The organism is Streptomyces sp. FXJ1.172, assembly GCF_001636945.3.
Classification (GTDB): domain Bacteria; phylum Actinomycetota; class Actinomycetes; order Streptomycetales; family Streptomycetaceae; genus Streptomyces.
Genome location: NZ_CP119133.2, coordinates 8,142,476 through 8,155,051 on the forward strand (window position 1 = coordinate 8,142,476; position 12,576 = coordinate 8,155,051).

11 protein-coding genes are annotated in these 12,576 nt (G+C 69.8%); 4 read left to right on the plus strand and 7 right to left on the minus strand.

Features of this window, described 5'->3' with window-relative positions:
- Positions 1-45: 45 nt before the first annotated feature.
- The gene (locus tag A6P39_RS36800) at positions 46-471 is read left to right on the plus strand and encodes a hypothetical protein (RefSeq protein ID WP_267893360.1); all 426 of its coding nucleotides are present in this window, start codon (positions 46-48) and stop codon (positions 469-471) included.
- 42 nt (positions 472-513) lie between these two features.
- Here the strand turns inward: A6P39_RS36800 and A6P39_RS36805 are convergent, their stop codons facing one another.
- The 3 genes from A6P39_RS36805 to A6P39_RS36815 form a co-directional block, all read right to left on the minus strand.
- A complete protein-coding gene (locus A6P39_RS36805; RefSeq protein ID WP_067051830.1) occupies positions 514-1,146 on the minus strand; it encodes a UbiX family flavin prenyltransferase in 633 nt (210 codons plus the stop codon).
- Positions 1,147-1,454: 308 nt separating this feature from the next.
- Positions 1,455-2,957: a UbiD family decarboxylase gene (locus tag A6P39_RS36810; RefSeq protein WP_067051828.1), complete on the minus strand. Its 1,503-nt coding sequence runs from the start codon at positions 2,955-2,957 to the stop codon at positions 1,455-1,457.
- Positions 2,957-3,556, minus strand: a complete 600-nt coding sequence (locus A6P39_RS36815) for a non-oxidative hydroxyarylic acid decarboxylases subunit B (RefSeq protein ID WP_079133631.1) — start codon at positions 3,554-3,556, stop codon at positions 2,957-2,959. Before A6P39_RS36815 ends, A6P39_RS36810 begins: the two co-directional genes overlap by 1 nt.
- Positions 3,557-3,670: 114 nt before the next feature.
- Between A6P39_RS36815 and A6P39_RS36820 the strand changes: the two genes are divergently transcribed.
- The 3 genes from A6P39_RS36820 to A6P39_RS36830 all read left to right on the plus strand — a co-directional run bounded on the left by A6P39_RS36820 (position 3,671) and on the right by A6P39_RS36830 (position 5,341).
- Positions 3,671-4,120, plus strand: a complete 450-nt coding sequence (locus A6P39_RS36820) for a MarR family winged helix-turn-helix transcriptional regulator (RefSeq protein ID WP_067051826.1) — start codon at positions 3,671-3,673, stop codon at positions 4,118-4,120.
- 74 nt (positions 4,121-4,194) lie between these two features.
- Positions 4,195-4,332: a hypothetical protein gene (locus A6P39_RS36825; protein WP_158916921.1), complete on the plus strand. Its 138-nt coding sequence runs from the start codon at positions 4,195-4,197 to the stop codon at positions 4,330-4,332.
- 427 nt (positions 4,333-4,759) lie between these two features.
- A complete protein-coding gene (locus A6P39_RS36830) occupies positions 4,760-5,341 on the plus strand; it encodes a UbiX family flavin prenyltransferase (protein WP_079133630.1) in 582 nt (193 codons plus the stop codon).
- Positions 5,342-5,567: 226 nt separating this feature from the next.
- On the opposite strand, the gene A6P39_RS36835 is transcribed toward A6P39_RS36830, so the two are convergent.
- The 4 genes from A6P39_RS36835 to A6P39_RS36850 all read right to left on the minus strand — a co-directional run bounded on the left by A6P39_RS36835 (position 5,568) and on the right by A6P39_RS36850 (position 12,476).
- The gene (locus tag A6P39_RS36835; RefSeq protein ID WP_067051824.1) at positions 5,568-8,393 is read right to left on the minus strand and encodes a helix-turn-helix transcriptional regulator; all 2,826 of its coding nucleotides are present in this window, start codon (positions 8,391-8,393) and stop codon (positions 5,568-5,570) included.
- Between the two features lie 208 nt (positions 8,394-8,601).
- Entirely contained in the window at positions 8,602-9,363 is a 762-nt protein-coding gene (locus A6P39_RS36840) for an SDR family oxidoreductase (RefSeq protein ID WP_067051822.1), read from the minus strand.
- Between the two features lie 52 nt (positions 9,364-9,415).
- Positions 9,416-11,026, minus strand: a complete 1,611-nt coding sequence (gene mdlC, locus A6P39_RS36845) for a benzoylformate decarboxylase (RefSeq protein ID WP_067051820.1) — start codon at positions 11,024-11,026, stop codon at positions 9,416-9,418.
- A 289-nt stretch (positions 11,027-11,315) separates the two neighbouring features.
- Positions 11,316-12,476: an alpha-hydroxy-acid oxidizing protein gene (locus A6P39_RS36850; protein ID WP_067051818.1), complete on the minus strand. Its 1,161-nt coding sequence runs from the start codon at positions 12,474-12,476 to the stop codon at positions 11,316-11,318.
- Positions 12,477-12,576: the final 100 nt, after the last annotated feature.

Here is a 12,576-nt window from a genome sequence, read left to right on the forward strand (position 1 = left end):
GAGCGGAAACCGGACTTGAGCTGAGTCGTTCATGCGCAAGGCGCATTGCAGGGCGATCAGTCTGGCGGCAGCTCCGGTCTCAGCCGGCAGCGCGGAAGCGAGGTAGTTGAGCATCTCCCGTACCCGTGTCTGTCTGTCCGGGCCCTCGTCGCCCGGCCGGATTTGATGCGCCTGCGACTATGGAAACTGCTGGAGCGCCCCACCGCCACCGGACCCGAGGCCGAGGCCTTCGGTCACAAGACGGCCGAAGTGGCCGACGCGCAGCAGCGTGGTGACCTCGCCCGGGAGATGGAGCCTGCCGATCTCCTGACCATGGTTCTCGCCGCTGCCCAGGCGTGGCTCTGGGCCGCCGAGGGCGTCGACCCCAAGGAGGCCGGCCAGTCCTGGTCGGCACAGCGGCTGGCCCTGCACCGCGCGGCGGTCGTTGAGGCCGCCCGCCGTATCAGCGAACCCAGGACCGCTGGTGAGTAGCAACGGGAGACAAACGCGCCCGAAGCTGCCGGCCACGGTCCGCTACCGCGCCTGAGTGCGCTCGCGTCGCGCTGTGGTGTCGGTGCCGTCCCACTGGTAGCGATCGGTGCCGGGCAGGCCCAGGAACTGCAGGACGCGTTCGACGAACTCGTCCCGCAGTTGCGCGAGTGTCTCCGGCACGTTGTAGTACGTAGGGATCATCGGGTACACGGTGGCTCCCGCCTCCGTGACAGCGACCATGTTGCGCAGGTGGATGAGATTCAGCGGTGCTTCCCGGAGACAGAGGACGAGTTTGCGCCGTTGCTTCAGCATCACGTCCGCGGCTCGCTCGATGAGGCTCTCGGTCTGGCCGTGAGCGATGCGTCCGAGTACGCCGGCGGCACACGGCAGGATGATCATGGCGTCGGTGGGGTAGCTGCCGCTGGTCACCGGTCCTGACATGTCGGCCGGATCGAGGAAGCGGACTTTCGTCGACGTGGCCTCCAGGGCCTGGACCACCGAGTCCGGATCTTCGCCGGTCTGGAATTCGAAAGCCACCAGCTTGCGCCCGTTGGCCGACACGAGAAGGTTGACGTGGCCGACCCGGTCGTCTCTCTGAAGTGAGGCGAGCAAGGCTTTGGCCACTCCGGTGCCGCCTGCCCCCGTGACAGCAACTGTCACATTCTGCTGGGTCACGTCTGTCCCCTTCTTGACGCATCGGGCTGGCGGCCGCACCTTCTCGTGCCTGACGGATGGAGGTCTCGAGGCCGTCGTTGAGGACCGCTGTCCGCGTCGGTCCGACACGCAGGCTGATCGGTACCTCGTCACGCGGTCGCCAAATCCCATGGTTCACTCGGCCGGCGGCTTGTAGTGATGACTCATTCACCCAGGCGGTGGCAGCCAACGGCCCCGAGCGGGAGGGTTCCTCGGGGCCGGCGGCCGAGCATGCCGGTCGGGAGACGGCCACCTGGTGGATACCTCCCGCGATCCGCGGCACCCAGGCGTCAGCGCGATGCGGCAGAGCCGGTGTCGCCTGCCGACTCGGATTCGGCGGCGAGGACCTTGGCGCGCACATCTGCCGGGAAGACGCCGTCGAACGTTGCGGGCGGTACGCGTCCGCTTCCCACCGCCGGGAGCAGGGCGTCGTGCACGACGATGGCTCCCCAGCCGTTGTGCAGTTCCTCCTCGGTGAAGCACGGGTACCACGGCATGATCGGTCCGTGCCACTGCTCCTGGCGGAGGGACGGGTGCACCCTGGTGGCCAGTGCCCACAGCAGATCCGAGTCGTTCGACGGATCCACGTCGTCGTCGAGGACGTAGACGACGGGGGAGAGCCGCCCCACCCGGGTGCCGTTCAGCACCTCGCCGATGCGGTGCACGAAGCGCGCGGTGTCCATCCCCGGCAGCGAGTCGCGCCAGTTCTGCGGGACGGTGATCACCGTCCAGAAGCAGGCGGCACCGAGCGGGAGCCAGGCCGTCGTGATCGGCAGTCCCGCCTTCCGCAGGACGGCGACGACCTCTGTGGAGATGCCGGCAGCCGGTGCGACGTGCGAGTCGTCGACAGGCCGGCCGGCGGCGGCCAGCGGCCAGATCGGGTCGTCCCGGTAGGTGATCGCCTCGATGCTGAAAAGCGGCTGCGGCGACGTCTCGGGCAGTGCCCAGCCGTGGAACTCCGCGAACGGACCCTCCACGGCGTCGCGGGTCGCGGACAGGTGTCCCTCGATGACGACCTCGGCGGAGGCCGGCACGTCCAGATCGTTCGTCTCGCACTTCACGACGTCGACCGGCTTGCCCAGCACCGCTCCGAGATACGCGCCCTCGTCGACCTCGGTCGGGACGGTCATTCCGCCGACGACGGCAATGCCCGGGTCGCCTCCCTGCACGAGGGCGTAGGGCATCGGCTCACCGATGGCCTCCCACTCGCGCCAGATCATGCCGAGGTGCTGGCTCGGCAGCACCAGTCCGGTCATGTGCTGGTCGTCGATCTTCATGATTCGGGAGATGGACCAGTTCGTCCATCGGCCGTCCGGCGTCCTGGCGATGATCACGCCCCAGGTGTTGACGTAGGGGCCGCCGTCGTCCTGGTGCACGCGTGGAATGGGGAACCGGTCGAGCCGGGCTTCGTCACCCGTCAGGATGTTCTGCTTGCAGGGCGCCGAGTCGGCTGCCACCCGCCGAGGTGGGAGCAGTTCCTTGGTGCCTGCTTCCCTGAGGTGTTCGACCAGTTCGGCTGCGGTCGTCGTGTGCGGCAGACCGAGAGAGAGGGAGACCCGCGCCAGCGGATGCCCGGGAATGCTCGACAGGGCACCCGGGGCGCCGATCATGCGGAACCCCTTGTCGACTCCGCTGAGGTGCTCGAAGAACGGGGCGGGCCTGCCGTTCTCGGTGGACCGACGGGTGATGGCCGACGCTTCCAGGTTCGGATCGATCACGCGTGAGATCCGTTGAATGTCCCCCAGCTCTTCGAGCGCGGAGATGTAGGACCGGAAGTCATTGATTTCAGACATCAGTTGGTTACGCCTTTCAGTTCGGAGGGGCGCGGCATTCCGTCCCAGCGCTGCGCCGAAGCCACCTGGATATCGAGTTGGTCCAGGACTCGGACAACGACATGCTCAACGAGCTCGTCAATGGATTTCGGACGGCTGTAGAAGGCCGGCATCGGCGGCACGATCCTCGCTCCCATGCGCGAGAGCGCCAGCATGTTCTCGAGATGGATCTCGCTGAGCGGAGTCTCCCTCGGTACGAGCACCAAGGGGCGGCGCTCCTTCAGCGTGACGTCGGCAGCTCGGGGGATGAGACCGTCGGCATATCCGGTTCGGATGCCGGCGAGGGTCTTCATGCTGCACGGCGCGACAATCATTCCGTCCACGCGGAATGAACCTGATGAGATTGCCGCCCCTTGGTCGTTCCACGTATAGGTCGCGTCGGCCAGGTCGGTGACTTCGCGGACCGACAGGTCGGTCTCCAGATGGATGGTCGCCCTGGCCCATTGGGACAGAACGAGATGAGTCTCCACATCCGGCTGCTCCCGCAGCCGGCGAAGCAGTTCGACACCGAAGACGGCGCCGGTCGCTCCGGTCATCCCCAAGATCACACGTCGGGACATGGGATCAACCTTCCGTACACGGTAAGTCCGTACACGGAACAATGTAGCTGTCGAAGCTTCCGATTGCAAACAGTCCGTGTACCGACTGACCGTATACGGAGGTAGCCTGTACTCATGACGACCGGAGCGCGATACGACGGGACGCTGGAAGACGGCATGGCCCACCAGCTGCGACGCGCCTCGCAGGCGGTGAACGCCTCGTGGCAGCTGCGCAGCGGTGACCTCACACCTCCGCAATTCGCGGTGCTTCACGTCCTGGACGAGCGTGGAAGCCTCGACCAGAAGACGCTGGGCGCCCTCGCCGCGGTCGACCGGTCGACGCTCACCCCACTTCTCGACCGGCTCGTGGCCCGCGGCCTGATCACCAAGAGCACGGACCCCGGCAACCGCCGCCGGCAACTGGTCTCCCTGACTCCTGCCGGGCACGAACGAGCGGCCCTGGGCCGCCAGCAGGCACAGGAGACAAGCCGCTGGATCGAGGAGCTGCTCGGACCTGAGCGGCTCGCGACCCTGACCCTGCTGCTCAAGGAACTCGGAGACGCAGGCCGCGACCAGCAGCCGTAGTGAGGGAGCCAGGAAAGGGGCGTCGCGTCGTGCTGTCCCCGTTTCCGGGGCCGGGGCGCGGAGCCGATGGTTTCGTGGCGGCTGGTCGCGAGCTGTTCGTGACCCGCGGCTCGATCGGAATCGAAAGTACCGGCGCGCCGGCCGCGGGGGACACGGTCCGCTTCGCCGCGAGCGGCGGCCGGCGGATCGGTGTCCGGCGCCCGCTGCACTGATCGTCCGGGAGATGAACACGGCCTCGCGATCTGTCCCTGCGAGGAGGCAGCGCCGGGTACCGGCCCGCGCGGTCCAGCGCCGGACGGCCGATGGCGCGCGCATCCCGAGACCGCGCGGGATCCTTGCCGCCATCAAGCGATCACCCTCACACCATTCAGAAGCGAGTGGTTCTGGGCGGCGCCGATGTCGAAACTACGTCGCGGCTCACGGCCTCGTCTTCGGTCGGTTGACTGCATGCACGTCAGTCGGTTGCCTCCCTGCCCGACCGCTCCCGGATTGTTCAGTCATCTGACGCATGCGGAACGGCCCCGCCGCGTGGTGAGAATCGGTCGCAGCCAGTTTCGAGCGGCTCGTTCGCACTCAGGACCTTCACGATGTGTGGGTAGTTCCGCTCGAAGTGATCGCGTGCGGAGGCGGTGGATACCCATGCCACGGAGAATGATCGTGGGGATGACGGGGGTGACCGGAGCCGTGTTCGGTGTCGAATTGTTGCGCCGACTGCGGCAGCAGCCGGATGTGGAGACCCATCTGGTGTTGTCCCCGTGGGCCAGGTCGACCGTGCGACGGGAGACCGGATTGTCGGCGCACGAGGTCATCGACCTCGCGGACGCGACGTACGCGTGGAACGACCAGGGCGCGCCGATCTCGTCGGGGTCGTTCCGGGGAGACGCCATGGTCATCGCGCCGTGCAGCCTGAAGACGCTGGCCGGAATATGCACCGGCTGTGCCGAGGGGCTCATTTCCCGTGCGGCCGACGTGACGCTGAAGGCCGGGCGCCGATTGGTACTCGTGGCACGGGACCCGCTCAGCGAGAGTCACCTGGACAACATGCTGGCGCTCACGCGTATGGGGGCTCGGATCGTCCCGCCGATGCCGGCCTGCTACTACCGTCCCGAGACGATCGGGGATCCGGTCAGCCATGTCGTCGTCCGCGTCCTGGACCAGTTGGACATTCACGTGCCGTCGGCACAGTGCTGGAACGGCATGTCCCACTCGCCGGCGCTGTAGGGAACCAGCACCGATGTCCGCGATTACCGACCTCCGGACCCACCTTTGTGAACTCGAAGCGCTCGGGACACCCGCCACGGCCTCGCCTACGAGCGCGGCTCACCAAGCCACCGCTTCCGCCGCCGCGGGTGGACGCCGCCTCCCCGCCCTGCAAACACGACACCCGACCCGCGGACCGGCTCGTGGCCGACGAAGCCGTCGTACCGGAGGTGTAGGCCGCGCGCGTCTACGACTGGAATTGACCCTCGGAATGGGCTTCGTGGGCGCCGGCTTCCAGTGCGGCGCGCAGCGCGGCGCGGGTGGTGATGCCGAGTTTCGGGAAGATCCGGTGCAGGTGGGAGCCGACCGTGCGGTGGGACAGGAACAGACGGGCGCCGATCTCCTTATTGGTGAGCCCGGTGGCGGCCAGTTCGGCGATCTGCCGTTCCTGGGCGGTCAGTTCGGGTGCCGCCGGGTCGGAACGCGCAGCGGCTACGCCGGTGGCGCGCAGTTCGTTGCGGGCGCGCTGCACCATCGCTCGCGCGCCGATCCGGTCGAAGGTCTCCATGGCGGCACGCAGCTGGATACGTGCGCGGGCGGTGTCCCGGGTGCGGCGCAGCCACTGTCCGTAGGCGAACTGGATACGTGCCTGCTCCCAGGGATAGCGGGCGGCTTCGGGCAGGGCCAGGGCCGCCTCGAACAGGGCGCCGGCCTTGTCGTCGTCCGCGGCCACGGCCGCGGCTCCGGCCGTGATGATCGCGATGCGCGTGCCGATGCGGTGGAGCCCGGCCTGCTGGGCGGCGACGACGTGTGCGCGGGCCTCCTCGCGGCGGCCGGTACGCATCGCCGCCTCGACCAGGTCGAGCACCACCCACCGGTTGGGGATGTCTGCGCTGGGGGCGCTGGGCGGGTCGATCTGCGCCACCTGGGTGTGGGCTTCCTCGAAGTCGCCTTGGCCCATGGCCGCGAGATGGCCGGCCGAGCGGGCGTACCCCATGGTGACGCCCATGCCCCGGGGCGCCGCCCAGGTGGTGGTCTCCTTGCTGCGGGCGCGGGCCAGGTCCACATCGCCGCGCAGCGCGGCACCGGAGGCCAGCACGGCCCGGATCTGCCGCTCCCAGAACGAGTAGCCATAGCCCGTCGCCAACTCCAGCCCCTGCTGCGCGAGGTTCTCGGCCTCGTCCCACCGGCCGTGTACGTAGGAGTCCTGGCAGAGCAGCATCAGCGCGGGCACCACCATGGCGATGGCGCCGCCGTCGCGTTCCCGCTCGATCATGCCGCGGACCGCGTAGCGGTAGTCGGACAGGGTGTCCATCGCGACCGCGGCGAAGGCCAGCGGAATCACTTCCCAGGGCGCAGCGGCCCGCGGGAGCGCGGCGAAGGCGCGGGCCAGGCCCTCCCGGATGGCGTCCGAGGCCCGGGTGGGATCGACGTACGCGTCGTAACACAGCTGGAACGGGACGACCTGCTCAGGCTCGAAGCGGACCATGGCCTTCCTGAGCAGCTCCCACGGCTCCGGCCGCAGGGCGTAGAGGCTGACCAGCAGCAGCGCGTAGAGGATGCCGTACCTGTCCCAGGATTCCGGCCCGGCATCCTCGCCGGCGTCGAGCGCCCGGGTCAGCAGCCGGTACGCGGCGGAAACGTCGCCTTCGTCGTTCGTGAGCAGGTGGGCGGTGGCGGCGAAGACCAGCGCATCCGGGCTCTGCGGGGTCTGCCCGGCGTCCGCCAGCAGCCAGGTGACCTGGTCGAGCTGTCCGGCCATGGTGGCGAGGTGGGCGGCCTCGACCAGGCGCCGGGAGCGGTCTCCGGGGTGCGGGCTGAGTTCAGCCGCGCGCACCAGGGTGGCCACCGCGGTCGAGGCACGGCCGCGGTGCCGCGCGAGCATGGCCGCCTTGTCCAGCGCCCGGGCCACCGTCTCGTCGGGTCCGGTGCTGGCCGCGGCCAGATGGCACGCCTGGCGCTCGGGGTCGAAGGCCAGGGCCTCGGCGAGTGCCCGGTGCGCGGCCCGGCGCTCGCCCGGCGGGGCCAGGTACACAACCGCCGAGCGGGTCAGCGGATGGCTGAAGGTGACCTGTCCGGAGGCGGTGTCGGCGTGGACCAGCCGGGCCCGCTGTGCCGGGGCCAGGTCGTCCAGGTCCAGCGAGCATCGGGTCGTGACCCTGATGGTGTCCAGGTCGTCGTCGGCCGCCAGTGCGGCGAGCAGGAGTGCCTTTCTGGTCGCGCCGGGCAGCTGGTCGAGCTCGGGGGCGAAGGTGTCCAGCAGCCGCTCGGACAGGGGCAGCACGCTGGGCACCGGCTGTGCGCCGGAGCGCTGCCGGTCGTTCAGAGTCGTCGGTAGCTCTTGGAGGGCCAGCGGGTTACCCGCGGCCTGGGCCAGCAGCCGGCGCCGCACGGTCGGCGCCAGGCCCGGCCACCGGGCCTCCACAAGCTCCGCCGCCGACTGGTCGTCCAGGGGCGGCACCGTCCGTTCCGGCAGCCCCACCTGGTGGAGAAGCCCTTTCAGCCCGGTACGGGCGGCGGCCAGCAGGGCCACAGGGGCTTGGCCCAGCCGACGCATGGCGAAGGCCAGTACCGTGGCGCTGGCCGGGTCGATCCACGGTGCGTCATCGGCCACCAGCAGCAGCGGGCATTCGTCGGCGGCAGCGCCGAGCAGGGAGAGTACGGCTGTGCCGGCGGTCAGCGGGTCCGGGAGAGCTGCCGGCGTCAGGTCGAAGAGCCGGCAGAGGACATCGCGCTGCGGGCCGGGCAGGAGATCGGCGTCCGCGCGCAGTGGGTAGAGCATCTGGTGGATCATGGCGAAACTGATCCCGGCCTCGAACTGCGCGCCGCAGGCGCGCAGCACACGCCTGCCGGCGGCACTCGCCCGGGCCGCGGCGACGTCGAGCAGCGCGGTCTTCCCGACCCCTGGGTCACCACGCAGCAGCAACCTGCGGCCGACGGGGCCGTACCCGGTGCGATCCTGATCGGCGAACAGCGAGTCGATCAGCACCAGCTCGTCCGCGCGCCCCACGAGACCGCCGAAGTCGCAACCGGCGGGCTGCGCGGGATACCTCCGGCTCTCGGAAGTCGCCACAGTGGTGAGGATAGGTTCCGCTCGTAGCACGGCACAACGCCGACCGCGCGCGTACCGCCCACCTTACGGGGTGTGCTCAGGCCGATGGCGTGCTTGTTTTCACCGCTGTACGGCGCTTGCGGCGAAGGGCGGCCATACGGTCTCGGTGCTTCCCCGGCGACCGCCCTAGCGTGAACCCGCTCGATTCGCGGTCTTGACCGCGGAGACTCTAGAAGCCTTTGCGTACGCCGCCGTCGACCGACAGCATCACGCCCGTGAGGTACGACGCTGCGGGCGAGAGCAGGAAGGCGGCGCTGCGGCCGAACTCGTCCGGGGTTCCGTAGCGGCGCAGGGGGACGCCGGCGGCGGCGCCTTCGCGGGCGGCGTCGGCGTCACCGTGCCGTGCGTCGAGTTCGCGTACCCGGTCGGTCTCGATGTGGGCGGGCACGAGGCCGACGACGCGGATGCCTCGGGGGCCCAGCTCGTTGGCGAGGTTCTTCGCGTAGCCGGCCAGGCCCGGCCGCAGGGCGTTGGAGATCGCGAGGCCGGGAATGGGCTCGTACACGGAGCTGGAGAGGACGAAGCCGATGGCACCTCCCTCGCCCAGCTCGGCGGCGACGGCGCGGGAGAGCCGCACCGCGCCGAGGAAGACCGACTCGAAGGAGGCGCGCCACTGGTCGTCGTCGATGGTGTCCGAGGTGCCTGCCGGGGGCCCGCCGACGCTGATGAGCACTCCGTCCAGGCGCTTGAACGCGTCACGGGCCGCGGCGATCAGCCGCTCCGGAGTGTCGGCGTCGGCGTTGTCGGCCACGACGCCGACTGCCTGCCCTGGGCCGCCGAGGTCCGCCTGTGCGGCGGCGACCGACTTCTCGTCGCGGCCGCTGACGACCACCCGCGCGCCGTCCGCCACCAGTTCGCGCGCGGCGGCCATGCCCAGCCCGCGGGTGCCGCCGGTGACTATGTACACCCGGTCCTTCAGTCCGAAGTCCATGTTTGTTGTCCTCTCTCCGCTGTTCCTTCTTCGACCGCCCGATCCGCGCGGCCTACAACATCGCCTTCTGGGGCTGCGTGGCGACGACGATGACGGTGGTGGTGCCGGCGGTCAGGGCCGACTTGAACTCGCGCTCCAGGTCCTCGGTGGTATCCACGTCGACCGCGCGGCATCCGAAGCCGCGGGCGACGGAGGCGATGTCGAGCCCGGGCAGGTCGAGCCCGGGCACCCCGGGGGTCTCCTCCAGCACGGCGAACGACTTGAGGATGGAGTACTCCTGGTTGCGCATGACGACGTAGACGATCGGGAGGTTGTGCTGGGCGGCCGTGTAGATGGCCTGCACGGAGTACTGGAAGGAGCCGTCGCCGATCAGGCCGATCACCGGCCGTTCGGCGCCCCTGTCCCAGTCGCCGAGCGCGACGCCCACGGCGGCCGGGGTGCCCCAGCCGATGCCTCCGCTGGCCGTGGCGAAGAACGATCCGGTCCGGTTGGTGGGGAGCCACTCGATCTGCTGCGCCATCGTGGAGGTCGACTCGTTGACGATGACCGCGTCGGCCGGCCGGACCCTGCTGAGGGTGGCGTACACCTCCGGCGGGGTGAGCGGGGTGTTCGGCGCCTGGGGGAGCTCGCGGGGCCGCGGCATCGGTTCCGGCGCGGTCCGCGCCGAACCCTCAGCGACCATGTCCAGGAGCAGCTCGATCGCCGTCTTGGGATCGCCCAGGAGGCTGTCGCCGACGCGCGCCCCCGCGGCCACCGCCGGGTTGCCGGTGATCTGCAGCAGCTCCGTGCCCTCCGGCAGGTACGGCCCGGGCACGTAGGGGTAGTAGCGGAACACCTCCGCGCCGATCACGACCACCAGGTCGTGGCCCGTCAACCGATCGCTGATGGTCTTGACCGACATGCCGAGCGGGCCGCCGAAGAGGGGGTGGTCCTCGGGGAAGGAAGCCCGGTCCAGCAGCGGGGCGCCGTAGACGGCCGCGCGCAGCTTCTCCGCCAGCGCGACGGCCGCGTCCCAGCCACCGGCCCGGTCCACCTCCGGACCGAAGACCAGCGCGGGACGACGGCTGGCCGAGATGCGATCGGCGAACATGCGCAGCCGAGCGGTGTCGGGGGCGACGCGGTCGCTGACCGTCCGCACCCGGGTGAAGCCGGACAGGGGCCGCTTCCAGTCGTCCATCGGAATCGACAGGTACACCGGGCCCGTCGGCGGCTGCAGCGCCTCCGCGTAGGCCCGCATGAAGGCTTCGGGTACATCTTCGGCGCGAGCGGGTTCGTACGACCATTTCACCCACGGCTTGGGCAGCGTGACGGCCTCTCGGTTGCCGAGATACGGGTCGCCGATCACCAGCTCCCGGTGCTGCTGGCCGGAGGTGATGATCAGGGGTGTGTTGCCGTGGTAGGCCGCCACCAGGTTGCCCACCGCGTTTCCCATCCCGGCCGAGGAGTGCAGGTTGACCAGCGCGGGTCGGCCGGTGACTTGGGCGAAGGTGTCGGCCATCGCGATGACGGAAGCCTCCTGCAGTGCCAGGACGTAGGTGAAGTCCTCGGGGAATTCCTGCAGGAACGGCTGCTCGGTGGAACCGGGGTTACCGAAGACCGTGGTGAGTTTCAGGGTTCGCAGCAGGTCGTAGGTCACGCTGCGGACGGTGGACTTCTCAGTCATGGTTGCCATCGACTCCTTGCTGGGGCTGGGTTTCTGGTGCGACGGGTCTGGTGGAGGGGTGCGCGCTATTCCATGCGGTGCCGAGTGCCGTCTTCGGCGTCGTGGGGTGCCGGAAGCGTGCGCCAATCCGATCCTGCTGCACAAATAGGTACTTGTCATGACATATATACCGTCCGGTGACGAGCCTGATGGGGGGCTGGGCCCAGGTCGCTGAGGGCGTGGACCATGGCCGACCACTCGGTGAGCGAGGTACCGCCGATGCGTCCGTCCCGCGACTGGTCGGCGGCTGTCAGGTGAGGCGGCGGAGGGCCTCGGGAGCGAGGTCGGCGAGGGTGGGATAGCCGTCGACGGCCATGATCAGGTCTGCTTCGGCGAGCAGGGACCTCAGGACGTGGACGACGCCGGCCTCGCCGCCGTAGGCGAGGCCGTACGCGTAGGGGCGGCCAATGCCGACGGCGGTGGCGCCCAGGGCGATGGCCTTGATGATGTCGGCTCCCGTGCGGACACCGGAGTCGAACAGGACGGGCGTGTCGTCGGCGGCCTGTACCACGCCGGGCAGGACGTCGAGGGCGGGCAGGCCGCCGTTGGCCTGGCGACCGCCGTGGTTGGAGCAGTAGATGCCGTCCACGCCGCCGTCCTTGGCGCGGCGGACTTCGTCCGGGTGGCAGATGCCCTTCAGGATCAGCGGCAGGTCGGTGATCGAGCGCAGCCAGGACAGGTCGTCCCAGGTGAGCGGGTTGCCGAAGATCCGCACCCATTCGGCGACCGCGGCCGCCGGGTCGTCCTCCGGGCTGCGGGCGAGGCGGGCGCGGAAGACGGGGTCGCTGGTGTAGTTGGTCAGGCAGTTCCCGCGCAGCTGGGGGAAGTTGCTGACGGCGAGGTCGCGGGGGCGCCAGCCGGTGATCCAGGTGTCCAGGGTGACCACGATGCCCTTGAAGCCGGCCTTCTCGGCCCGGTGCACCAGGCTCTCGGCCAGCTCCCGGTCGGTGGGCGTGTAGAGCTGGAAGAAGCCCGGGGTGGCGCCGAACTCGGCGGCGACCTCCTCCAGCGGATCGACGGTCAGGGTGGAGGCGACCATCGGCACGCCGGTGCGGGCGGCGGCACGGGCCGTGGCGAGATCGCCGTGGCCGTCCTGCGCGCACAGCCCGATCACGCCGACCGGGGCCATGAACAGCGGTGAGGGCAGGCGCATCCCGAACAGGTCGACGGACAGATCCCGGTCCGTGGCCCCCACCATCATCCGCGGGACGAGGCCCCAGCGTTCGAACGCGGTGACGTTGGCCCGCTGAGTGCGCTCGTCGCCGGCTCCGGCCATGACGTAGGAGCGCACGGAGGCGGGCATCGCGGCCTGAGCCAGCGGCTCCAGCTCGTCGTAGGTCATCGGGAAGCGCGGCACCACCCCGCGCAGCCCGTCCATGTAGATCTCGTCCTGATAGTCGCCGTACGCCATGGTCCGGCCCTCCTCACGCTCGACAGGTGCGGGCCCCTGAAGTCCACAATGGGAGAGTGACGCGTGAAAGCCGCCAAACGCAGGATTCTGCCTCGCGGGA

Excerpts from the sequence above, each read along its gene's own strand:
- A6P39_RS36810 (WP_067051828.1), bottom strand. The coding sequence starts at position 2,957 with ATGTCTGAAATCAATGACTTCCGGTCCTACATCTCCGCGCTCGAAGAG.
- A6P39_RS36815 (WP_079133631.1), bottom strand. The coding sequence starts at position 3,556 with ATGTCCCGACGTGTGATCTTGGGGATGACCGGAGCGACCGGCGCCGTC.
- A6P39_RS36820 (WP_067051826.1), top strand. The coding sequence starts at position 3,671 with ATGACGACCGGAGCGCGATACGACGGGACGCTGGAAGACGGCATGGCC.
- A6P39_RS36830 (WP_079133630.1), top strand. The coding sequence starts at position 4,760 with ATGCCACGGAGAATGATCGTGGGGATGACGGGGGTGACCGGAGCCGTG.
- A6P39_RS36840 (WP_067051822.1), bottom strand. The coding sequence starts at position 9,363 with ATGGACTTCGGACTGAAGGACCGGGTGTACATAGTCACCGGCGGCACC.
- mdlC (WP_067051820.1), bottom strand. The coding sequence starts at position 11,026 with ATGACTGAGAAGTCCACCGTCCGCAGCGTGACCTACGACCTGCTGCGA.
- A6P39_RS36850 (WP_067051818.1), bottom strand. The coding sequence starts at position 12,476 with ATGGCGTACGGCGACTATCAGGACGAGATCTACATGGACGGGCTGCGC.